At 66.4% G+C, this 25,161-nt stretch carries 4 protein-coding genes; all 4 read right to left on the bottom strand.

The window, feature by feature from the left end; genetic code table 11:
• Positions 1 to 112: 112 nt before the first annotated feature.
• The 4 genes from PMM47T1_RS22155 to PMM47T1_RS22140 all read right to left on the bottom strand — a co-directional run bounded on the left by PMM47T1_RS22155 (position 113) and on the right by PMM47T1_RS22140 (position 25,151).
• Positions 113 to 10,897 (bottom strand): non-ribosomal peptide synthetase, encoded by a 10,785-nt coding sequence (locus PMM47T1_RS22155; RefSeq protein WP_008373231.1) that lies wholly within the window; start codon positions 10,895 to 10,897, stop codon positions 113 to 115.
• A 300-nt stretch (positions 10,898 to 11,197) separates the two neighbouring features.
• Positions 11,198 to 14,230 (bottom strand): non-ribosomal peptide synthetase, encoded by a 3,033-nt coding sequence (locus tag PMM47T1_RS22150; RefSeq protein WP_008373228.1) that lies wholly within the window; start codon positions 14,228 to 14,230, stop codon positions 11,198 to 11,200.
• Entirely contained in the window at positions 14,227 to 19,932 is a 5,706-nt protein-coding gene (locus PMM47T1_RS22145) for a non-ribosomal peptide synthetase (RefSeq protein ID WP_008373226.1), read from the bottom strand. Before PMM47T1_RS22145 ends, PMM47T1_RS22150 begins: the two co-directional genes overlap by 4 nt.
• The gene (locus tag PMM47T1_RS22140; protein WP_008373224.1) at positions 19,929 to 25,151 is read right to left on the bottom strand and encodes a non-ribosomal peptide synthetase; all 5,223 of its coding nucleotides are present in this window, start codon (positions 25,149 to 25,151) and stop codon (positions 19,929 to 19,931) included. Before PMM47T1_RS22140 ends, PMM47T1_RS22145 begins: the two co-directional genes overlap by 4 nt.
• Positions 25,152 to 25,161 lie beyond the last annotated feature (10 nt).

The raw sequence follows: 25,161 nt of genomic DNA, 5'->3' as shown, positions 1-25,161 counted from the left end.
ACAAAAGCTTGAAATCTGTACCCACTGTGGGAGCTGGCGTGCCAGCGAGCTGTTGAAGCCCGAAAAGCTCGCTGGCAAGCCAGCCCCCACAAAAACAGTCGACGGTACAGGGTTACAGGGCTTCGAGGCGGGCCATCAGGTCGTCCAGGTCGGTGGTTGTTTGCGGGGCGCGGGCAGACTCGACCAGCTCGGCCAGTTCGGCAACGGTGGCCACTTCAAACACCTGGCGCAGGCTCAACGACACCTGCAACGCGGCTTGCAGGCGGGTGAACACCTGTGTGGCCAGCAGCGAATGGCCGCCCAGCTCGAAGAAGTTGTCGGTCACGCCTACTTGACCAAGGCCCAGCACCTGGGCCCAGATGTCGGCCAGCAACTGCTCGGTATCGTTACGCGGCGCCACGTACTCACGCGGTTGCCAGTCCGGGGCCGGCAGGGCCTTGCGGTCGAGCTTGCCGTTGGGGGTCAGCGGCATGCGCGCCAGGGCTATCAGTTGCGCGGGCACCATGTAGTCTGGCAGGTCGCGACGCAACTGCGTCTTCAGCCCTTCCAGGCGACTGTCGTCCACCCCGGTCACATAGCCCACCAACTGCTTGCCATACGCCGACTCACGGGCCACCACTGCGGCTTCGCCCACGCCGGCCTGGTTGAGCAGGCACGCTTCGATTTCGCCCAGTTCGATACGCAGGCCGCGAATCTTCACCTGCTGGTCGATACGCCCCAAGTATTCCAGCACGCCATCGGCACGCCGCCGCGCCAGGTCGCCGGTGCGGTACAGGCGCGCGCCATTGCTGGTGAAGGGGTCGGCGACGAAGCGCTCGGCGGTCAGCCCCGGGCGCGCATGGTAACCGCGCGCCAGGCCGTCGCCTCCAATGTACAGCTCGCCTGGCACGCCGGGTGGGGCCGGGTTGAGGCTGTCGTCGAGCACATGCAGTTGGGTGTTGGCCAACGGCCCGCCCAGGTCAGGCCGGCCCTGAACGAGGTTGAGCGCCGACCAGATGGTGGTTTCCGTGGGCCCGTACAGGTTCCACAGTTGCGCCGCCTGTTCACCCAGCCGCGCCGCCAGCTCGCTGGACAACGCCTCACCACCGCAGAAGAAACGCTTGCCCCGCAGCCGGGCGAAGCCTTCGTGACTGGCCAGCATGCCCCAACTGGACGGTGTGGCCTGGACCACCGACACCCCGTGCTGCTCGATGATCGCCAACAGGCGGGCCGGGTCCTTGGCCGCCATGCGTTCCACCAGCACTACGGCGCCGCCCACCAGCAATGGCAGGTACAGCTCCAGCGCAGAAATGTCGAACGACAGCGACGTCAGCCCCAGCACGCGGTCCTCGGCGCCGATACCGGGGCTAGCCACCATGCTGTGCAGGAAGTTGACCAGGCCGCCCTGGCGCACCGCCACGCCCTTGGGCTTGCCGGTGGAACCGGAGGTATAGATCACATACGCCAGGTGCTCGGGGTGCCCCTGTGCCGGGCCGTTATCACGGCCCACACCATCAAGGCTGCCAAGGTCATCCATGCAGAAGGTGGTGACCGTGGTCGTCGGCAAGGCCGCCAACAGACGGCGTTCACTGATCAGCAGGGTCAGACCGCTGTCTTCGAGCATGTGCGCCAGGCGCTCGCGGGGGAATTCGGGGTCCATGGGCACGTAGGCGCCGCCGGCCTTCATCACGGCCAGCAAGGCCACCGGCAAGTGCATGCCGCGCTCCAGGGCAATGCCCACGGTCACGTCGGGGCCCACGCCCTGCTGGCGCAGGTAGCCGGCCAACTGGTTGGCGCGGGCGTTGAGCTGTGCATACGTCAGCTCGCCGTCATCGGCAATCACCGCCACGGCCTCGGGGCTGCGCAGCACCTGGGCTTGGATCAACTGAGGCAAGCCTTGCGCCGGGTCGTAGGCCATGGCGCTGCGATTGCAGTCCACCAACAGTGCCTGCTGGCTGGCAGCATCGAGCAACGGCAGTTCGCCCAAGGGCCGTTCGGCGTCCTCGATCATCGCCAGCAGCAACGTTTGCAACTGACCCGCGAGCGCCTGCACGGCCTCGTCGCTGAAATGACTGCGGCGGTAGCTGAAGCCAATTTTCAGGCTGTCGCCCAGCGACGCCATTAACGTCAGCGGGTAGTTGGTGTTGCCTTGTATGCCTGCGGCGCAAAAACGTACCGGGCTATCGGCGCGCTCCAGCACCTCGGCCACCGGGAAGTTTTCGAACACCAGCAAGCTGTCGAACAGCGCGTCACCGTCGCCATGGCGGCGCTGCAGTTCGTACAGCGGCGTGTGTTCGAACTCGCGCAACGCCACCGCCTGGGCCTGCACTTGGTGCAACCATTGGCCCACCGCCAGGTGCGGTGCTGGCTGGGCAACCACTGGCAAGGTGTTGATGAACAGCCCCAGTTGCCGGTCAATACCAGGCAGCTCCGGCGGACGCCCCGACACCGTGGCACCGAATGCCACGGCCGGCTGGCCGCTGTAGCGCTGCAATACGATGGCCCAGGCCGCCTGCAACAACGTGTTGACGGTAACCTGGCAGCCACGGGCGAAAGTGGCCAGTGGAGCGACGGCCAGGTGCAGTTCATGCTGGCCAAAGCCGGTACCGGCGGTGGGTTTGATCAGGCTGTCTGCCAACCGCGTGGGGGCTGGCAACGGCGCCATCTGCTGTTGCCAGAACTGCTCGGTGGCCACCGGGTCCCGGCCCTGTAACCAGCGCAGGTAGTCACCATAACCGCCGGGGCCGGCCACCGGTGATTCGCCGAGGTAGCGCTGCATGACTTCGCCGAGCAACTGTGCGGTGCTCCAGCCGTCCATGAGGATGTGGTGATGGGTATAGATCAGGTGATAACGCTGCTCATCACAACGCACCAGGGTCAGGCGCAGCAGCGGCGGCTGGTCCAGGGCAAAGCCGCAGGCCTGGTCGTCGGCGGCCAACTGCTCCAGCGCCTGGGCGTCGAAGCCTTCACGCCAGTCCAGTACCTGCAACGGCAGGTGCAGCGTGCGTTGCACCCATTGCAGCGGCGTTTGCAGCCCCTGCCAGCAGAAGCCGGTGCGCAGGCTGTCATGGCTATCCAGCGCCGACTGCCAGGCCTGTCGCAAGCGCTCGACGTCAACGGCCTCCACGTCCACGCGCAATTGGTTGACGTACACGCCTTCGCTGCTGTCGAGCAGTTGATGGAACAGCATGCCATGTTGCATGGGCGTCAACCCATACACCTGGGCAATATCGGCCTCGGCCACCGGCAGCGCGGCACGCTGGGCATCGTCCAGTACCATCACGGCCAGCGGCGCTTCGTCGCTGGCCTCAAGGGTTTCCACCACGGCGGCCAGCGCCTGCACGGTGGGATGTTCGAAGAGCATTTTCGGGCTGAACACCAGCCCGGCCTGCCGCGCCTTGCCCACCACCTGAATGGTGACGATGGAATCGCCACCCAGTTCGAAGAAGTTGTCCTGCACCCCCACCTGCGCAAGCCCCAGAACCTGGGCCCAGACCTCGGCCAGCAAGGTTTCGATGCGCCCGTGCGGGGCTTGGTAAGCCTGGCCGTGCCACTCGGGCGCCGGCAGCGCCTTGCGGTCGAGCTTGCGGTTGGGCGTCAGCGGCATGGCCTGCAAGTGCACCAGTTGCGCCGGCACCATATAATCCGGCAATTGCTGCTTGAGCGATGCCTTCAAGGCTCCCAGGTCCAGCCCGTCACCCACCACGTAGCCAATCAGTTGCTGCCCCTGGCCGGCGCTGCGAGCCACCACGGCCGCTTCGCGCACCGACGGCTGCTTGAGCAACTGCGCTTCGATTTCACCCAACTCGATTCGGAAACCGCGGACCTTCACTTGCTGGTCGATGCGCCCCACGTATTCAAGTTGGCCATTGACCCGCCAGCGCGCCAGGTCACCGGTACGGTACAAGCGGCCACCACCTTGCGGATCCGGCACAAAGCGCTCGGCCGTAAGGTCGGCGCGCCCGTGATACCCACGGGCAAGGCCCTGGCCGCCAATGAACAGCTCACCGGCCACGCCCAGGGGCAAGGGTTGCAAGTATGCATCCAGCACGTACAGGCCAGTGTGGGCAATGGCTTCGCCCAGCCAGGTGTGCGGGTGGTCGCGGTCCAGCCGTCGGCGGGCCGACCAGATGGTGGTTTCGGTGGGGCCGTATAGGTTCCAGACGTGCCCGGCGGCGCCAATCAGCTGCTCGGCAAGGTCGTTTGGCAAGGCTTCGCCACCGCACAGCAATTGGCGGCCAGCAAGTTTTTCCGCCAGTTGCGGGTGCGCCGCCAGCATACGCCAGGTGGACGGCGTAGCCTGAATGCTGCGCACCTGATGCTGCTCGATGGCGGCCCACAGGCGCTGCGGGTCGCGCGCCGTGTCGCGGTCCACCAGCACCACGCTGGCGCCCTGGATCAGCGGCAAGTAAAGCTCAAGACCGGCGATGTCGAAGCACAGCGAGGTCAGCGCCAGCATGCGCTCGCCCGCCGCCAGGCCGGGCTGTTCGGCCATGCTCTGGAGGAAGTTGACCAACGCACCATGACTGACGGCCACACCCTTGGGGCGCCCGGTGGAGCCTGAGGTGTAGATCACATACGCCAGGTGCTCGGCATGATTGACCGCAGGCAAGTCACGGTCATCTTCGTCGGCCCACAAGGCCTGATCACGGTCCAGGCACCAGACGTTGTCGTGAGTCGGCAACTCGCCCAGCAGGTGCTGCTGGGTCAGCAGCAGTCGCGCGCCGCTGTCGCCCAGCATGTGGCCCAGGCGCTCGGCCGGGAACTCCGGGTCCAGCGGCACATAGGCGGCGCCGGCCTTGAGCACGGCCAGCAACGCCACCAGCAGCGGTGCGCCACGCTCGCTGGCAATGGCCACGCGGTCATCGGGCTGCACGCCACTGGCGCGCAGGCTGCGCGCCAGGCGGTTGGCGCGGCGGTTGAGCGTGGCGTAATCGACAGACTCGTCGCTGGCAATCACCGCCAGCGCGGCCGGCGTGCGTGCGACCTGCTGCTGGAACAACTGCACCAGGCTCGGCGCCGCCAAGGGCGCGCCAGCCTTCACACCCAGGCTCAGCAACCGGGCGCTCTCCTGGTCGTCCAGCATCGACAGCTCGGCCAGCGGCCGGGCGGCATCCTCGGCCAGGGCCAGCAACAATCGAGTGAAATGGTTACCCAGCCGCGCCATGGCGTCACGGTCGAAGCTGGCCAGTTGGAAGTTGAAACGCAGGGTCAGTTGCTCGCCAAGGTTGACCATCAGCATCAGCGGGTAGCTGGACTGCTCGGTGGCCCGTGCGTTGGCAAAACTGACGCCGGCCGGCGCGCCTTGCTGCAAGGCCTCGCTCACCGGATAGTTTTCGAACACCAGCACGTGGTCGAACAGCCCGCGCCCGCTGTAACCCAGCCAGCGCTGAATGTCATAAAGCGGCGTGTGCTCGTGCTCGCGCAGGTCCAGGTTAACGTGCTGCACCTGGGCCAGCCATGCTTGCACGCTGAGCAGCGGCTGCGGCGTGGCGGCCACTGGCAAGGTGTTGATGAACAGCCCCAGTTGCTGTTCGATGCCCGGCAACTGCGCCGGGCGCCCGGCCACGGTGGCACCGAAGGCCACGGTGGCCTGCCCGCTGTAGCGGTGCAACAGCAACAGCCAGGCGGACTGCACCAGAGTGTTGAAGGTCACGTGATGCTGGCGGGCGAAGCCTTGCAAGCGGGCGGTCTGCGCGGCGTCCAGTTGCACCTGCACTTCAACTTGCCCGGTTTCACCCAAGCCTTCGTACGCCAGCAGGTTGGCCAGGTAGGTCGGCTCCTGCAGCTCGCCCAGGCTGGTGCGCCAGAAGCCTTCGCTGTCGGGGCGCTGACCCAGCCAGCGGATATAGTCCCGGTAGGCCGGGGCGTTGCGGCTTGGCAGCTGGCCGGCGTAGCGCTGTAGCACTTCGCCCAGTAACTGTGACTGGCTCCAGCCATCGAGCAGCAAGTGGTGGCAAGTCCAGATCAGGTGCTGGCCCCCCTCAGCCACGCGCACCAGGCGCAGGCGCATCAACGCCGGGCGGCGCAGGTCGAAACCGCGCTGGCGCTCGGCGTCGGCCACCTGGTCGGCATCCTCGACATGGGCGCCCTGTTCCAGCACCAGGCTGACGTGACGGTGAACGATCTGCAACGGCGAGTCGCCCTCGCCTTCCCAGGCAAAACCGCTGCGCAAGACCGGGTGAGCGTCCAGCGCCGCCTGCCAGGCGGCGCGGAAACGCGCCAGGTCCAGGCCCTGCACATCCACGCGCAATTGGTTGATGTAGGCGCCTGCCTGGGGCGTGAACACGCTGTGGAACAGGATGCCCTGCTGCATGGGCGACAGTGGGTAGATGTCTTCGAGCTGAGCCACCGGCACCGGCAGGTTGTCCAGTTGCGCCTGGGTCAGGCGCGCCAGAGGGAAGTCCGACGGTGTCAGGCCGCCCGCCCTGGGGCTCAGGCAATGTTCGATCAACGCCGTCAACTCGGTTTGCCAGGCATCGGCCAGGCCTTGCACCTGAGGCGCGCTGAACCACTGCGGGGCAAAGCTCCACACCAGGCGCAGGCGACCGTCGATGATGCTGCCGTTGATGCTCAGCCAGTTGCCGGGCGGCGCCTCCGGGTGCATGTTGCGACCACTGGATTCCGCCGCCGGGTACAGCAGCGCGTCGTCACCAAAGCTCTGGTCGAATTGCCCCAGGTAGTTGAAGGTGATGCGCGGCGCCGGCAGCGCACGCAGGGCAGCGCCATGTGGCGACAGCCAGGCCAGCACACCATGGCCAATGCCGCGGTTGGGCACCTGGCGCAAATGCTCCTTGATGGCCTTGATCGAGTCCCCCACCTCGCCAGTGGCCTGCAAACGCAGCGGGTAGGTGCTGGTGAACCAGCCCACCGTGCGGCTCAGGTCGGCAGCGGCCGCCCACTCCTGCTCGCGGCCGTGCCCTTCAAGTTCCACATGCACGGCGTCCTGCCCGCTCCAGCGCTGCCAGCCCCGTGCCAGGGCGGTGAGCAGCAAGTCATTGACCTGGGTGCGATACGCCGCCGGCGCCTGGCGCAGCAGTTGTCGCGTGCGCTCGGCATCCAGGTGGGTTTCCAGGTTTTGCAGGTCGCGCTGGCACGCCACTGCCTGGGGGTTGGCCACCAGGTGTTCTACGCGGTTGCCGGCCAATTGCGCCTGCCACCAGGGCAGTTCCAGGGCCAGCTGCGGGCTGGTGGCCTGGCTGTGCAGGGCCTCGGCCCAGTCACGCATGGCCGTGGTGCGTGGCGGCAATTGCGGGCGCGCACCGTCCGCAAGTTGCCGGCACAGGCTCTGCAGGTCTTCCAGCAGGATACGCCACGAAACACCATCCACTACCAGATGGTGCACCACCAACAGCAAGCGCTGGCTGCCGTCCCAGAGTTGCATCTGCACCGCCCGCAACAGTGGGCCTTCGAGCAGGTCCAGGCTGGTTTGCGCCTGTTCACAGAGCGCGTCCATTTCCGCCTGGTCGGCAACATTCTTCTGCCACAGTACAGGCTGGCCGGCGGCCACGTGGTGCGCGCGCCCTTGCGGGTCAAAACGCAAGCGCAAGGCATCATGCTGCGCCACCAGCACATTGAGTGCCTGACGCAGGGCTTCGCCGGGGATGTCACGGTTGAAGCCCAGCATTACCGACTGGTTCCAATGCTGGCGCTGGGCAATTTCGCTGGCGAAGAAGCGCGTCTGGAATGGCAACAGCAGGCTGGCACCGGTGACCGGTAACTGCTCGACACCCGGCGTGTCATCGCGCTGCGCCACCCTGGCCAGCGCCGCCAGCGTCTGGTGCTGAAACAGGTCGCGTGGGGCCAGCAGCAGCCCGGCCTGACGTGCACGGCTCACCACCTGGATGGCGATGATCGAATCGCCGCCCAGCTCGAAAAAGTTGTCGCTGGCGCCTACCTGCTCCAGGCCCAGCACTTGCTGCCAGATACGCGCCATCTCCACTTCGCGCTCGCCCTGGGGCGCCACATAGGCCTGCACCTGGGCCTGGGGCAACGGCAAGGCCTTGCGCTCCAGTTTGCCGTTGGGGCTGAGCGGCATCTGCGCCAGGGTGATGAGGTGAGCGGGCACCATGAAGTCCGGCAGGCGCTCGGCCAGCCAGGCACGCAACGGGCCTTCGCTGCCAGCTGCAGCCACCACGTAGGCCACCAGTTGCTGTGAGCCGGCCACGCCGTCCACCGCCAGCACTACCGCTTCGCGGGTCAGGCCGGACTCCAGCAGGCACGCCTCGATCTCGCCCAGCTCAATGCGCAGGCCACGGATTTTCACCTGGTGATCCAGGCGGCCCAGGTATTCAATGATGCCGCCTTCACGCCAGCGCACCAGGTCGCCGGTGCGGTACAGGCGGCCGCTGCCATCGGCAGCGGGCACGAAGCGTTCGGCAGTCAAGGCCTGGCGCTGGTGGTAACCGCGCGCAAGGCCGACACCGCCCAGGTACAGCTCGCCCGCCACGCCAATCGGCACCGGGTGCAGGCGCTTGTCCAGCACCTGAGTGGTCAGGCCATCGATAGGGCGGCCAATGGGTACGCTGTCGTGACCGTCCAGGCGGCAGGTCCAGTGGGTCACGTCGATGGCCGCCTCAGTGGGGCCGTACAGGTTGACCAATTCGGCGTTGGGCAACGCCTGCAGGGTGCGTGCCGCAAGGTCCGCAGGCAACGCCTCACCGCTGCACACAATCAGGCGCAGGCTGGTGCAGTGGGCAACGTCCGGCTCGGCCATGAACGCTTGCAGCATCGACGGCACGAAATGCAGGGTGGTGATGCCCTGTTGGCGGATACGCCGAATCAATGCCGCCGGGTCACGGTGCTCGCCCGGCAGCGCCAGGGTCAGGGTAGCGCCGGTCATCAATGGCCAGAAGAATTCCCACACCGACACGTCGAAACTGAAGGGGGTTTTCTGCAGCACGTTGTCGGCGGCGTTCAGGTCGTAGGCCTGTTGCATCCAGGCCAGGCGGTTGAACAGCGCGCCATGGCTGTTGCCCGCGCCCTTGGGCTTGCCAGTGGACCCGGAGGTATAGATGACATAGGCCAGGTGCTCGGCCTCCAGCGCCGCCGGCACCCATTCGGCCAAGGGCGCCAGGTCCAGGCTGGCCAGGTCGACCACGTCAATGTCGCGGCCTTGCAGCGGCAAGTGCGCCACGACCCGTGCCTGGGTCAGCAACAGGCTGATGCCGCTGTCGTCGAGCATGTGCTTCAAGCGCTCGGCAGGATAATCCGGGTCCATGGGCACGTAGGCGCCGCCTGCCTTGAGGATGGCCAACAGCGCCACCACCAGCTCCGGGCTGCGCTCGGCGGCCACGCCCACCATTACGTCAGCGCCCACGCCCCGCTGGCGCAGGTAGGCCGCCAGGGCGTTGGCGCGGCCGTCGAGTTGGGCATAGGTGAGCTGCTCGTTGGCGAACAACAGCGCCACGGCGTCCGGGCGCACGGCAGCCTGCTGCTCGAACAACCGGTGTACCGGGGTAGTCATGGCATGGGCCGCGCCGCCCTGGCTCCAGGCATGCAGTTGCTGGTGCTCGTGGGCCCCCAGCAATGGCGCATCGTCCAGGCACCCGTCGGGTTGCTCCAGCATGTACGCCAGCAGGTTCTGGTAGTGGCCTGCCAAGCGCTCGATGGTGCTGGCGGCGAACAGGTCACGGTCGTATTCCAGGGTGCACACCAGGTGCTCGCCCAGCGCCACGTCCAGCGACAGGTCGAACTTGGCGGTGGCGCTGGGTAGGGTCATGACCTCCACGCTCAGGCCCGGCAGCTTCAATTGGGTGCTGTCGTCCTGATTGCGCAGGTTGAACAGCGTCTGGAACACCGGGCTGTGACTCAGGCTGCGCTCCACCTGGAGACTGTCCAACAGCAATTCGAACGGATAGTCAGCGTACTCTAGCGCCTGCATGGCCTCGGCGCGCAGGCGGCGGCACAGGGCACGGGCGCTGAGCGACGCGCTGAAATCGGCGCGGTAGACCTGGGTGTTGACGAAAAAGCCCACCAGTTCCTGCACCTCGCGCTGGTTGCGCGCCGCGTTGGGCACGCCTACGGCAAAGCTGTCCTGGCCACTATGGCGCGCCAGCAAGGCTTGCCATGCACCCAGCAGCACTACAAACGGCGTGCAGGCTTGCTGCTGGCAGAACGCTCGCAAGCGCACCAGCAAGGCATCCGGTACCTGCACCTGCAGCGATTCGCCACGGTGGCCTTGAGTGGCCGGGCGCGGCTGGTCCAGCGGCAAGTTGAGCACCGGCAGGTGGTTGCCCAGGTAGCCGCGCCAGTAATCGCCCGCAGCCTGGGCCTGGCCTTGGTCAAAGCGCTGGCGCTGCCACGCGGCGTAGTCGGCGTACTGCACTTCCAGCACCGGCAGGCGTGCGTCGGCCTGGCCCAGCGCAGCGGCGTAGGCCACCGACAGGTCACGTACCAGAATGGCGTTGGACCAGGCGTCGGAGACGATGTGATGCAGGGTGAACAACAGCACCTGCTCGCACTCATCGGCACAGGACAGCAGGGTGGCGCGCAGCAGCGGCGCACGATCGAGCACGAAGGGAATGGCAGCCTCGGCGCGGATGCGCGCGTTGATCTGGCTGCAATCCACCTTTTCCTCGCGGTGCAGTTCGAAGGCCACCTGGGGTTCGATGATCTGGCGCGGCTGGCCGTCTACTTCGACAAAGCGGGTACGGAACACTTCATGACGCTGGATCAGCGCGCGAAACGCTTGCTCCAATGCCGCCACGTCGACCGTGCCGGTAAGGCGCAAGGCGCGCGGCAGGTTGTATTGGGCCGCCGCCGGGTCATAGCGGTGCAACAGCCACAGGCGTTGCTGCGAAAACGACAGGGGCGCACTGCCTTCATCGGGACGCCTTGGAATGCCTGGCTCGCCCGCTTCCTCGGCAAGCAGCAGCGCCAGCAGTTCGTCGTCCTGATTTTCGATGAATTGGTTCATGTCGTCCCGTCTCTCGACCGCGTCGTTGATGTCTTTGAAGGACGAAGGGGGGGAGGGGGAATTTAGCGGGTTGGGGGGGATGGGGTTGGATTGGGCCAGGTCTGGAGCATGTCGAGGTTATTGTGGATATCTTCAGACCAGTGCTTCACGGATTTACGGAAATACCCGCCGCATGCTTGTGATCTGGCTTTTAGCGCCAGGGCCGAGTAAAGGCACGCTGGCGCTTTACGGGGCCCCACATCAAAAGCCAGGTCAAAAGCCGACGCTGCCAGCCCCTGGCAGTTCGTGCCGGCTATAAAATCACCGCCGCGCCAGCAACGCCTCCCGCTGCGCGGGGCTCAAGGCTGCCAACTTCAACCGCAACCCGGCCGCCTTCTCCAGTTGCCCCGGGGCACTCTCGCGCTCACGCAACGCAGCCGCCAGGCTGGCCACGCTGGGGTGGTCGAACACGATGCCCGGGGCCACTTCCAGTTGCAGGCCCTTGCGGATCGCCGCCACCAGTTTGATCACCGTCAGCGAATGGCCACCGGCTTGGAAGAAGTCGCTGTCGATGTCCAGGCTCTCGCGGCCCAGCAGTTCGGCCATGTGGCCGGCCAGCAGGGTTTCCAGGGCGTCGCGAGGCGCACGGCCTGCAGGGATGTCGGGTTGCACTTCAGGCAATGCCTGGCGGTCGATCTTGCCATTGGCAAGGCGCGGCAGACTCGGCAGGCGCATGTAACGTGACGGTCGCATGGCCTCGGGCAGGCGGTTGTCGACCTGCTGGCGCAGTACCGCCAGCCCGGCTTCGTCGCACACCACGTAGGCCACCAGGCTGAGTACGCCCTCAGCGTCAGCGATCACCTTGACTGCCGCTTCGGCCAGGCCTTGCAGCGTGCACTCCACCTCGCCCAGCTCTACCCGGAAGCCGCGAATCTTCACCTGGCCGTCAGCACGGCCACGCAACTCCAGGCTGCCGTTGTGGCGGCGCACGGCGCGGTCGCCGGTGCGGTAGAGGCGTTGGCCAGGACTGTCCGGGTCATCGATGAAGGCCGACTGATCCACCTGCACATACCCTCGACACAGCTGTGCGCCGCCCAGGTACAGCTCGCCCACCGCCCCGGCAGGCACCCGGCGCCGATCGTCATCGAGCAACACCACCACGTTGTTGGCCAGCACCGTACCCAAGGCCTGGGCATCGTCGTCGACCCGCTGGCATAGAACCCCCACGGTGGCTTCGGTGGGGCCATAGTGGTTGAACAAGCGCGTACCCGGCGACTGCCGGCGGATTCGCTCGGCCAGTGCCAGCGGAGTGGCTTCGCCGCCGAGCACCACCGTAGCCGGCAACGCGCCGGGCTGATCGTCCAGCAAAGCGGCCAGGTGCGAGGGCACCATCTTCAGGCAGTCGACCTGATTGGCACCAAGGAAGCGCGCGAAGGATGGCGCGTCCTGCATGTCCTCGGCGCTGGCGATGACCAGGCAGGCGCCCTGCTCGAACGCACCGAACAGGCAGGTGTTGCCCAGGTCGGCCGCCACGGTAGAGGTCAGGGCGAAGCGCCGGCACTGGTTCAACTCCAGGGCCTGGCTGACCGCCTGCACGTAGTTATTCAATTGCCTATGTTCGATGACCACGCCCTTGGGCTGGCCGGTGGAACCTGAAGTAAACAGCACGTAGGCGGCCTGTTCGGGCGCGGGCAGCGGCAGCTCCAGGGCGGTGGCCGGCTCGGCCAGCCAAGCCTGCCAGTCCAGTTGCCGATGCCCTTCGAGGGCAGCCCCCTCCCCTACAACCAGCAGCGGTTGCGCAGTGTCAGCCAGTTGCTGCCGGCGCCCCTGCGGCCATTGCGGGTCGAGCGGCAGATAAGCGGCGCCGCTGCGCATCACGGCCAGGGCGGCAATCACCAGCTCGGCGGAGCGCGGCAAGGCCAGGGCGACGATGGTATCGGCACCTGCGCCCACGCCGCGCAAGGAGGCGGCCATTTGCTCGACACGCTGGTTGAGTGCGAAGTAATCGAGTACCTGAACGCCACTTTGCAGCGCCGCCGCCTGGGGCGTTTCGCGCGCCCAGTGGGCGATGCGGGCCAGGGGGGAGCTCTCTGCGAACGGGCGGCTCGGACCCTGTAGGCGGGCCACGTCCGCCGCCGGTTCCAGCAAACGCTCGATGCTCTGCTCGATGCCGTCGGGCAGGCGTTCAAGCAGTTGCAGGTATTGATTCAACACACCTTGCGCATCCCCCGCGCGGTAGTGCTGTGCGTGGGTGTACACGCCCAGCCCGGCAACCTGGCCATGGCTACCCTGCTGTACCTGCAAGCCCAGCTCGAATGCCCAGGTGCGCGGGCGCAACGCCTGCCAGCCGGCCGGTGCGGCCGTTTCGACACTGAAGCCGGCACGCAGGCAGGCTTCAGGCACCTGCGCGGGTGCGTGTTCCTGCCAGCCACGGTGGCTGTCCAGCAACACCGAGCAATCGGCCAGCCAGCGAGCAAACCCCTGCTGGCTGTCAATGTTCAACACCAACGGCAGGGTCTTTTCATAGACGCCGGTGCTGGCGGCAAAGAAATCGTAGTCATCACGACAGTCGTGCAGCCAGCCGGCCAACACCTGCGACTGCCCGCCAATGCGCGCCAGCAGTGCCCACCAGGCGGCCTGCAACAAGGTGTCCAGACGTACCTGACGGCTTTCGGCCAGGGCGTTGAGGCTATGAGCCTGCTCGACACTCAAGGCGCTGACGGCATGGTCCTGCCCTGGCTGGCCCTGCAAGCGCCGCAAGGGCAGTTGCAGCGCCTGGTCAGCGCTGGCCTGGCGCAGGTGGGCCGCCCAGTAGGCCTGGCCGGCAGGCGCGTCCTCGTCCTCGGCCATGGCTTGGCGCCACTCGACGAATTGGCCGAAGTGGCCGCTTTCCTCATCAACGCCAGCTGCGCCGCCGACCATCAACCGCGCCAGCAACCGCAGGCTGGCGTGGTCGGCCACCAGGGCACTGGCGCTCAGGTGCAAACGCCAGTCGCTGTCGCCCACAGCGAACAGCCGGGCAGCCACCCCATCACCGCTGGCCAACTCGAACGCCGGCACCTCGCTGTCCAGGGCGGCCTGCCGATTGCTGTCGCCGCGCAGGTCGACGAACTGCCAGCGCCCCGCCGCGGGCTCTTGCAGTGGCTGCTGGCGCAGGCCCCGGTAGCCAGCATGGTGGCTGAAACGACAGTTCAGGCTCCACTGGCCGCGTACCGCCTGCTCGAAGCCGTGGCGCAATGCCTGGGCATCCTGAGCCTGCGCACTGCCCAGCCACAGGTGCAGCACCTGAGTGTCCTGCACGGCCCGTTGCTCCGGGCTCAGGGCCAGGTGTTCGAGCTCCATCACTTCAGTCATTGCACTGCCTCCTGGGGCGATTTGGCCAACGCGGTACGCTCTTGCTGCAGGCGTGCTCGGTCATACATGTCGCCCATGGCGACGACGATCTTGCGGGGCCCTTCATACGGGTCGCGGGCGTGGGCGGCGATCATGTTGTCGAGCATCACCACGTCGCCCTGCTGCCAGTCGAAGCGCACGGCGCATTCCTCGTACAAACGCCCGAGCAACTCCATCACCTCGTCTTCGATAGGCGAGCCGTCGCCGTAGTAGACGTTGCGCGGCATGTGCTCAAGGCCGACCATTTCCAGCAGGTCGCTGCGCACTTGCCGGTCCAGGCAGAAAATATGGTGCAGTTGAACCTGGTTGAAAAATGACCGCTCACCGGTCAGCGGATGGACGATAACGGCCGGCGCTCGGGTGCGGGTTTGCAACTGGTCGTCATCCAGCCAGACGTAGTCGATGCCGCCCGCCTCGCAACGGGCCTCGACTTCGGCACGGTCATCGGTCTTGAAGAAGTGCTGCCAGCTGACGTCCAGGTTGTGCAAAAAGGTGCGCACATAAAGCAGCCCCCGCTGTTCGAATGTCTGCGCCACCTCGGCGGGCAGCCGACGGTACAGCTCGCGGCAATCGACGATGGGCGTGCAACCACCGACGGCCGATGGCAGCTCACAGAAGAACCACTGCTTGCGCGGCCAGCGGTCCAGGTGCGCGCTTTCGTTGTGGTACAGGATCATCTGCCGCTCGGGGAACGGCGTGGAGCGGTAAGTATTCTTGCCGCCCTCCTTCTTCGGCAGGTCGCCATAGGCGCCGTACAAGCCGGGTTGCAGGGCTTCGGCAAAAGCCTCGAAATCTGCCGGGGTGGTGATGCCGAAGTTGCGCAGCACCAGGCCGCCGTGGCGACGCAACAGGGCTTCCACCTGGTCACGGTGGCCAGCGGCCCAGGCCAGCGCATCAAGGTCGGCGATGGCCGGTTCGATCAGCAACGGGAATACCCGCTCGGCCTGCACCGGTCGAGTCTTGACCAGCTCGCGCGGGCCTTGGGGTTTGGCGGCGGGCTGCTTCATGAATTTCTTCAGCTTGTCGAGCTTGTTGCCCATGGGTGGCGCCTCGCGGCCAACGGGCATTTCGCTGCTGTCTTGCACGATGAATTCCTCCAGCGGGGTGTGGGGCGACGCAATCGCCAGGGCAATCAATTTCAGCCAGTCCTGGGCCAGGCGCTGCACCCGGGGGGCGCTGAACAGGGCGCTGGCGTAGGTCCAGCGCACCAGCACGCCGCCATCCTGGGGCTCAAGAAACAGGCCCATGTCGAATTTCGAACTGTGTTCCAGCGCCTCCAGGCGCTCGATGTGCAGGCCATCAATGTCGAACTGGCCCTTGGGGGTGTTCTGCAACACGAACAACACCTGCACCAACGGGTTGCGGCTGCGGTCGCGAGGCACGCCCACCGCTTCGACGATGCGGTCAAAAGGCAACTGCTGGTGCTCGAAGGTGGCCAGGGCACTGTCGCGAGCCTGGGCCAGCAAGGCGTCGAAGGTCATACCGGGGCTGACCTGCGAACGTAGTGGCAGCACGTTGACGAAAAAGCCGATCAAGCCTTCCAGGGCCTGGTGCTGGCGGCCAGCAAGGTCGGTGCCGATCACCAGGTCGTCGCACTTGGCCACGCGGTGCAGCAGCCATTGGAAACTGGCCAGCAGCCACATGAACGGCGTGACGCCATGGGTGCGGCAATGCGCTTCGATCTGTGCATAGAGCGCCGGCTCAAGGCGCACCAGCCGCACGGCCCCGGCGGTGGACGCCTGGGCCGGGCGTGCAAAGTCGCCAGGCAGCTCCAGTACTCGCGGCGCATCCGCCAGCCGTGCTTGCCAGAACTCGCGCTCCTGAACAAAGGCCGGGCTGGCCAGCCAACGCTGCTGATACAGGGCAAAGTCTGCGTACTGCACCGGCAAGGGCGCCCACTGCGGGGCTCGGCCGGCCCCAAGGGCGCGGTAGGCCTGGGCGAATTCGCGAATCAGGATGCCCACCGACCAGCCATCACCGACGATGTGGTGCAGGCTGAACAACAGCACATGGCGTTGCTCGCCCAGGCGCAACAGGCGGGCCCGCAGCAGGGGCCCGGCCAGCAGGTCGAACGGCTGGCGGGCGTCATCCACCGAGGCCTGTCGAAGCAGTTGCTCGCGCTCGTCGTCGGCCAGCATCGACAGGTCGGCGTAGGGCACGTCCACTGACAACCCATCGACGATGCAGGTGTACGGGTCGCCGTGCTCATCCTCGGGGTAATGGCTGCGCAGCACTTCGTGACGGGCCACCAACAGGTCCAGGGCGGCGGCCAGGCGCTGGCAATCCAGTGGGCCGTCCAGTTGCAGGCGCCCGCTCATGTTGTAGGCATCCGAGGCGCCGCCGCTGAGGCGGTCAACCACCCACAGGCGTTGCTGCGCCAAGGACAATGGCAGCACACCAGTGCGCGGCTGGGCCACCAGCAGTGCAGGGGCATCGGTGCCCTGCTGGCCCATGAGGGCGCCGATGCGCGCGGCCAACTGGTCCAGCCGCGGGGCGTCAAAGACATCGCGCAACGGCAGCACCACGTCGAACTGCTCGCGCACCCGGGCAACCATCTGGGTGGCCAGCAGCGAATGGCCGCCCAGCTCGAAGAAGTGCCCATCGCGGCTGACTTGTTCGATGCACAGCAGGTCTTGCCACAACTGCGCCAGACGCTGCTCGTCGGCGTTGGCCGGTGCCTGGAAAACCTGTGCCTGCACCGCCGGCGAGGGCAGCGCGTGAGTGTCGAGCTTGCCGTTGGCCGTCACCGGCAGGGTAGCGAGCACCTGCCAGTGGGCAGGCTGCATGTAGTCGGGTAAATAGTGAGAAAGCTCGGCCTTCAGTGCCTCCAGCGACGCATCGGCGGCCAGCACCACGTAGGCGAGTAACTGGCCGGCGGCAAAGATCACCGCGCATTGCTGCACCGCCGGGCGGGCGACAATCTGTGCCTGCACCTCGGACAGCTCGATGCGGAAACCACGGACCTTGACCTGGTGGTCCTGGCGCCCCAAGTACTCCAGTTCGCCGTTGGCGTTCCAGCGCACCCGGTCACCGCTGCGGTACAGGCGCGAACCCGGTGCACCGAAGGGGTTGGGCACAAAGCGCTCCGCGCTCTGGCCGGGCTGGCCCTGGTAACCCTGGGCCAGGCCCGCGCCACCGATATACAAGTCGCCCGCCACCCCCACCGGCAGCAGGTTGAGGTCGGCATCCAGCACATGCACCGTGCTGTTGGCCAACGGCCGGCCCAGGGGCGCACGGGCATGCAAATCCTGTACGTCGTGGGCCAGTACCCCGACGGTGGTCTCCGAGGGGCCGTAGTGGTTGAACAGGCGGCAATCGGGCCGCGCCAGGGCAATTCGTTGCAGCAACGCCGCATCACAGGCTTCCCCCCCCAGGATCAGCGCATGCCACGGCAGGCTGGCGGCTTCATGGCCAGCCACCAGCAGGCTGTGCAAGTGGCTGGGGACGATTTTCAGTACGCCCACGCGGTGCTGACTGAGGTAGTCGGCAAACAAGTGCGGGTCGCGGGCCTGGTCGGCATCCAGCAGGTGCAAGGTGCGCCCGGAACACAGGGCGCCAAACAGCACCGTGTGGCCCAGGTCGGCGGCCACCGTGGAGACCATCGCCATGCTGGCCTCGGGCGCCAGTGCCAGGCGCTGCAACACGCCTTGCACGTAGTTGGCCAAGGCCTCATGGCTGACCACCACGCCTTTTGGGCGGCCAGTGGAACCCGAGGTGAAAATCAGATACGCAGGCTGTTGAGGGTGCGGCACATCATTGACCGGCACGGCCATGCCGGTGGCTGCCATGCACGCGTCAAGTCTCAGCACCGGCACGCCGAGGGCAGGACGCTCCACGCACGCGAGCAGTCGACGAGCATCGATGTCCTGCAGGATCTGCAACAGGCGACCTTCGGCCAGGTCCGGTTCCAGCGGCACGTAGGCAGCCCCTGTTTTCATCACCCCCAGCAGGCCGACCACCATGGCCGGGGTGCGGCCACACAACAACGGCACGCGCTCACCTGGCTGGCAGCCCTGGGCCATCAACTGATTGGCGACGCGAGTGGCGGCCTGATCGAGCCAGGCAAAGGTGTAGGCCTGGCCGCCATGCATCAGGGCGATGGCCGCCGGATGATTGCACACCTGCCGGTCGAACAGCTGCAGCACGGAGTCGGCAGGCACATCGACCGCGCCGCCCTGCCCTGCTTGCAGCAGGCCCTGCTGTTGCTCGGCGTCCAGCAACTGCACCTGGGCCAGCGGCCGCTGGGGCTGGGCCAGCACTTGGCCGAGTACGGCCAGGTAGTGCTGTTGCATGCGCACCACGGTCGAGCGCTCGAATACATCGGCGCTGTAGCCCAGGCTGGCGAGTATTGCACCGGCAGCGGTGTGCTCGGTACTCAGGGTAAGGTCGAATTTCTGCGCCCGTCGCTCGCGCTCCACCAGCACCATGTGCAGGTATTCATCCAGGCGTCGCTGGCCCAATGCGCCTTGGCGCTGGTGGTTGAACAACACCTGGAACAAAGGCGTGTGGCTACTGCTGCGCTCGGGCTGCAGGGCGTCCACCAGCATTTCGAACGGCAAGTCCTGATACTGCTGGGCGTCGACGGCACTGGCCTGTACCTGCGCCAGCACCTCGTTGAAAGCCTGTGCGCCGTTGAGCTCGCTGCGCAGCACCTGGGTGTTGACGAACAGCCCCACCAACGGCTCCAGTTCGCTGCGGTTGCGCCCGGCCAGCGGCACGCCGACCTGAATCGCCGGCTGGCCGCTGTAGCGGTACAACAGCACCTTGAACGCACCGAGCAGCACGCTAAACACAGTGACGCGCTGGCATTCGGCCAATTGTTCGAGCTGCCGGGTCATGGCGTCAGGCAAGGCAAATTCCAGGCTGCCGCCACGCTCGCTGCGCTGCGCCGGGCGCGGGCGATCCAGCGGCAATGCCAGCGGCGGATGGTCCTGGCCCAGGCGTTGCTTCCACCACGCCAGTTGCCGGTCGCCCTCGCCTGACTCCAGCCAGTGGCGCTGCCATTGGGCGAAGTCGGCGTACTGCAAGGTCGTGGGCGGCAACGGCGAAGGCATACCCTTGCGCAGCGCCGGGTACAGGTGGCCCAGCTCCTGAATCAGCAAGTTGATGGACCAGCCATCGGCCACCAGGTGGTGCACCGTCAGCGCCAGCACTTGTTCAGCGGGGGCAAGCTTGATCAGCGTGCCGCGCAGCAGGCATTCGCCGGCCAAATCGAAGGGCCGCGCGGCTTCGGCGTCCAGCAGTTCTTCCAGGCGAATTTCGCGCTCGCCCACCGGCAGTGCACTCAGGTCCCAGCGCGTGAGCGGCAGCGCAACGGGGGCATCGATGTGCTGCATAGGCACCCCGGCGTCGGCGAGGATGCGCGTACGCAGGGGTTCATGGCGGGCCAGCAATTGGTCGAGGGCGGACTGCAAGGCCGTCTCGTCCAACGTACCGGTGAGGCGCAAGGCGCCGGGAATGGCATAAGCCGCGCTGCCGGGTTCCAGTTGTTGCAGGAACCACAGGCGCTGCTGGGCATACGACAGGGCCAATGGCACGCCGCGCTCCAGGCGCGGGATGGGCAACTGGCGGAACAGGTCGATGCCCTTCTTGGCCATCACCGCCGCCAGCGCCTTGCGCTGGGCCAGGCTGAGGTTTTGCAACGATTGCAGGACGTTATTCATGAGTCGCTGTTCTCGGCGGCCAGCAAGGCCAGTTCTGCTTCGGACAGCCCTTGCAGGCTGTTCATCAACGCCAGCACTTCATCAGCCAGGGCGTCTGCATCTGGCGTGGTTTGCCCGGCATCGATGCACGCGGCCAGGGCGTGCAGGTCGGCGGCTTCAAACACTTGGCGCAGTTCCAGGCGTTGCCTGAACTGGGTTTCGATGCGCGACGCCAATTGCGTGGCCAGCAGGGAATGGCCGCCCAACTCAAAGAAGTTGTCATGCAGGCCCACCTGTTCGACGTTCAACAAGGCTTGCCAGAGGCTCGCCAGCGCCTGTTCGGTAGGCGTATGCGGCGCCACGAAGGCCTGTTGCAACCAGGTGTTTTCGTCCAGTTGCAAGGCACGCTGGTCCAGCTTGCCGTTGGCGGTGAGCGGCAGGCTGTCGAGCACCTGCAGTTGCGCCGGCAGCATGTGCAGCGGCAGGCAGGCCTTGAGTTGCTGACGCAGTTGCAGAAGGGGCTGTGCTGGCTCCGGCCAGTGCCCGGCGGCCACCACAAAGCCCACCAGGCGTTGCTCGCCCTGGGCGTCGGCCCGCAATAGCACTGCGGCATCGCGCACCTGAGGCTGCTCACGCAGGCGGGCTTCGATTTCGCCCAGTTCGATGCGGAACCCGCGCAGTTTGATCTGATGATCGATTCGGCCCAGGTACTGCACCTGGCCGTTGGCGCTGAAGCGGGCCAGGTCGCCGGTGCGGTACATGCGCGCCCCCGGCGAGGTGCTGAACGGGTCGGCCATGAAACGCTCGGCGCTCAGGCCCGGCCGGTTCAGGTAACCGCGGGCCAGCCCCGCCCCGCCGATGTACAACTCACCGACCACGCCCGCCGGCACCGGCTGCAAGGCGGCGTCCAGGAAGTACCAGGACAGGTCGGCCAACGGCAGGCCAATAGGGCTGGCGCTGCTGTGCAGGTCGGCGCTGGTCAGCTCGCGGAAGGTAACGTGGACGGTGGTTTCAGTAATGCCGTACATGTTGATCATGCGCGGCTGGCGGTCACCGAAGCGATCGAACCAAGGTTGCAGGCTGCCGACTTCCAGCGCTTCACCGCCGAAGATCACTGTGCGCAGCGCGGGCAGGCCATCGCTGCTGGCAAGCAGCGGTACCATCACCTGGCGGAACGCCGAAGGCGTCTGGTTGAGCACGGTTACCCGCTGTTCACGCAGCAACTGGGCGAAGGCCCGAGGTTCGCGGCTGACGTAATACGGCACCACGATCAGAGTGCCACCGTGCAGCAGCGCACCAAAGATTTCCCACACCGAGAAGTCAAACGCGTAGGAGTGGAACAGCGTCCACACGTCGTTGTTGTCGAACGACAACAGCGACTCGCTGGCCTGGAACAGGCGCAACACATTGCCGTGCTCGATCAGCACGCCCTTGGGCGAACCGGTGGAACCTGAGGTGTAGATGCAGTAGGCCAGGTGCTGCGGCCCCACCGCCGCAGGCGGCGCCGTGTGGGGGTAGCCTTCGGCGTTGAAACCGATGCGCGTCACATTTTGCGTGGCAGGCAGGCGGTCGTGCAGTTGGTCCTGAATGACGACCAGTGCAATACCACTGTCGGCCTGCATGTAGGCCAGGCGGTCGGCGGGGTAGTCCGGATCCAGCGGCAGGTAGGCGCCACCGGCCTTGAGAATGGCCAGCAGGCCAACCACCAATTCCAGCGAGCGCTCGGCAACCAGGCCCACCAGCACATCGGGGCCCACGCCCAACTCGCGCAGGCGCCAGGCCAGCTGGTTGGCCTGTTGCTCCAATTCCTGGTAGGTGAGGCTTTGATCATCGCAGCGCACGGCCACGGCGTGGGGCCGTTGCCGCGCCTGTTCGGCAATGAGCATGTGCAGGCTGCGCCCCGGAGCCGCAGGCTGGGCGGTGGCGCAAGGCAACGGGTTCCATTGTTGCAGCAAATGCTGCTGCTCGTCGTTGCCCAGCAGGTTCAGCTCGGCCAACGGCTGCCCGGGGTGGGTCACCATCTGCTGCAACAGCGCTTGCCAGTGGCGGGCCAGTTGGGCGGCCATGTCGGCGCTGAACAGGTCGAGGCGGTAGGTGAACGAAGCCGACAACTGCTGGGCGCGCTCCACGGTGTGCAAAACCAGGTCGAACTGGGTGGCCAGCGATTCCTGGCCAAGCGTCTGCAACTGCAGGCCATCGAACTGCACCTGGTCGTTGAGCCACTGGTGATCGTAGGCCACCTGGAACAGAGGATGCTCACCGCCCGTGCGCTGGGGCTGCAACGCTTCAACCAAGGCATCGAATGGCAGGTCCTGGTGCGCCTGGGCTTGCAGGGCGGTTTCGTGTACCTGCGCCAGCAAGGCGCTGAACGAGGGGTTGCCCGACAAGTCGGCGCGCATCACCAGCAGGTTGACGAAACAGCCGATCAACGCCTGGGTGTGCGGCTGGTTGCGGTTGGCCACGGTACAGCCCACACGCAGGTCGGCCTGCTGGCTGTAGCGATGCAGCAATACCTGGAAACTGGCCAGCAACACCGTGGGCAAGGTGACCCCGTGGTTTTCGGCAACGTGGCGTAAGGAGCGGGCCAGCGCCGGGCTGATCTGGATGGCCAGGCCTGCGCCGGCCAGGCTTGGCTGGGCGGGCCGCGGCTGATCGCAGGGCAAGGCCAGGCGCGGATGCTCGTTGCCCAATTGCTGGCGCCAGTAGCCCAGTTGCCGCTGACCCTCGCCTGCCGCCAGCCAGTCGCGCTGCCAGGCGGCGAAGTCGCGGTATTGCACAGTCAGGGTTGGCAGCACGGCCGGGCGCCGTTGTCGCAGGCTGTTGTACAGCTCGCTGAATTCGGCGATCAGCAGGTTCATCGACCAACCGTCGGCGACGATGTGGTGAAGGGTGAGCGCCAGGCGCCAGACGTCCGACTCAACCGCCGCCAGGCTCACGCGCAGCAACGGCCCCTGTTGCAGATCGAACGGCAGCCGGGCATCAATCGTCTGGTCAGCGACCGTGAATTCACGAATGGCCACAGGCTGTGCAGGCAAGACCTGCTGGCGCACCTCGCCACCGTCCACCACAAAGCAGGTGCGCAGGCTTTCATGGCGCGCCACCAATTGATTCAGCGCCTGCTGCACCGCGCCCTGATCCAGTGGGCCCTTGAGCTGCACGGCACCATGAATGTTGTAGGCGTGGCCCTGCGGGTCCAACTGCCATTGCAGCCACATGCGTTGCTGGGCGGCGGACAGCTGCCCGGCCTGACCGTCGCCGGCGCGGGCCGCAGAAGATTCACCCGGCACCTGCGGCAGCGTTTCCAGCAGCGCAACGAACTCGGCCAGGGTCGGTGCCTCGAACAGGTCGCGCAGGGCTACGTCGCGACCTTGTTCGTCGCGCAGGCGGGCGAGCATTTGCACGGCGGTGATGGAGTTGCCGCCCAAGGCAAAGAAGTTGTCCTGGGGGGCCGGGTCGATACCCAGACAGTCGGCCCAGGCGGCCGCCACCTGCTGCTCGGCGGCGCTCAGCGCCTGGCGTTGCGACACGGCAACGGCTGCACGCTGTTCACCCAGGCGGTCGACGGCGTAGCTGTCCAGGCTGCCGTCTTGCAGCATGGCCCGGCAGGTCGAGCGCTGCAATTTACCGCTGGAGGTCTTGGGCAGCGCGCCAGGATTGAGCAGCGCCACCACGGCCGGCGCTTCCTGGCACACCTGGGAGACGGCCAGGCGGATGGCTTCGGCCAACGCCTGGGCGGTGATCTTGTTCTGCGTGCCCCGGCCGATTTCCGCAGCCACGCCAATGGCCTCACGGCCTTGGTGTTCGATGGCGAACACCCCGACGCGGCCAGGGCGCACGGCCGACACAGCGGTTTCCACGGCGCGCTCCAGGTCCTGTGGGTACAGGTTCTGGCCGCGCACGATGAGCATGTCCTTGAGCCGCCCGGTAACCCGCAAGCGGCCTTGCTGCAGGCTGCCCAGGTCACCGGTACGCAGCCAGGTACGGCCATCGGCCTGGACGAAGGCGTGCTCGCTGGCGTCCTGATTGCGCCAGTAACCCTTGGCGATACTGGCGCCGGCGGCCCAGATTTCACCCACTTGCCCGTCCGCCAGCGGCTGGCCGCTCTGCACTTCGCAGATACGCACCTGGTGCTCAGGCTGGGCGCTGCCGCAGTCAACCAGCGGCGAGCCGATGCCGGGAAGCAAGCGATTGTCGGCCAGGGCCTGGCTGTCGAATTCGTCCACGGCAATGCCGTGGCCGCGCTGGCTGCCGGTGACGAACAAGGTCGCCTCGGCCAGGCCGTAGCAGGCAAAGTAGGCGCGCTGCGTAAACCCGCAGGGGGCAAAGCGCTGGGCGAAGCCTTGCAGGGTTTCCCGGCGGATGGGCTCGGAGCCCGAGTAGGCCAACTGCCAGTGACGCAGGTCCAGCTGTGCCAGTGCCGAGTCGGCGACCCGTTCGGTGCACAGGCGGTAGGCGAAGTCCGGCCCACCACTGAGGGTGCCCTGGTATCGGGTCATGGCCTGCAACCAGCGTACCGGGCGCTCCAGAAAATGCCGCGGCGACATCAGCACACAGGGTACGCCGCTGTAGATGGGTTGCAACAAGCCGCCAATCAGCCCCATGTCGTGGTAAAGCGGCAGCCAGCTGACCAGCACATCCTGTGGATGAATACCGAAGCCCCGGGCGATCAGCCTTTCGTTGGCCATCAGGTTGCCGTGGCTGACCTGCACGCCCTTGGGCCGTGAGGTGGACCCGGAGGTGTACTGCAAGAAGGCGATATCGTCGGCAACCAGCACGGGCGTCCGCCAGTCGGCGGCCAGATCGGCCGGCACCTGGTCGACTGCCAGTACGTTCACCTGCGCGCCGATGCTGTCGCCGAGCAGCCCGGCCACGGTCGAATCGGTAAGGATCACCTTGGGCTGTGCGTCTTCAATGATCGATTGCAAGCGCTGCAAATGTTGGGAACGGGTGGACTCCGGCGGGTAGGCCGGCACCGCGATTACCCCGGCATACAGGCAGCCATAGAAGCTGGCTACATAATCCAGGCCACTGGGGAACAGCAGCACCGCGCGCTCGCCTAGCCCTGCCTGCTGGCGCAACCACACGGCAATGGCCTGGGCCCGCTGTGCCAGTTGCCGGTAGCTGAGGGCCTCGAAGGCCTCCTCGCCATCCACCAGGAAGCGCAGCGCCTCGCGGTCTGGCGTCAAGGCCGCGCGTTGCTGCAAGGATTCCACCAACGAGCTTGCGAAGCGCTCGGTCATTTCGATCACC

The sequence above is a fragment of the Pseudomonas sp. M47T1 genome, assembly GCF_000263855.1.
In the GTDB taxonomy this organism is placed as follows: domain Bacteria; phylum Pseudomonadota; class Gammaproteobacteria; order Pseudomonadales; family Pseudomonadaceae; genus Aquipseudomonas.
Note: the sequence above shows the minus strand (reverse complement) of the source record. Positions and strands in the feature narration are given on the sequence as shown.

Excerpts from the sequence above, each read along its gene's own strand:
- PMM47T1_RS22155 (WP_008373231.1), bottom strand. The coding sequence starts at position 10,897 with ATGAACCAATTCATCGAAAATCAGGACGACGAACTGCTGGCGCTGCTG.
- PMM47T1_RS22150 (WP_008373228.1), bottom strand. The coding sequence starts at position 14,230 with ATGACTGAAGTGATGGAGCTCGAACACCTGGCCCTGAGCCCGGAGCAA.
- PMM47T1_RS22145 (WP_008373226.1), bottom strand. The coding sequence starts at position 19,932 with ATGAATAACGTCCTGCAATCGTTGCAAAACCTCAGCCTGGCCCAGCGC.
- PMM47T1_RS22140 (WP_008373224.1), bottom strand. The coding sequence starts at position 25,151 with ATGACCGAGCGCTTCGCAAGCTCGTTGGTGGAATCCTTGCAGCAACGC.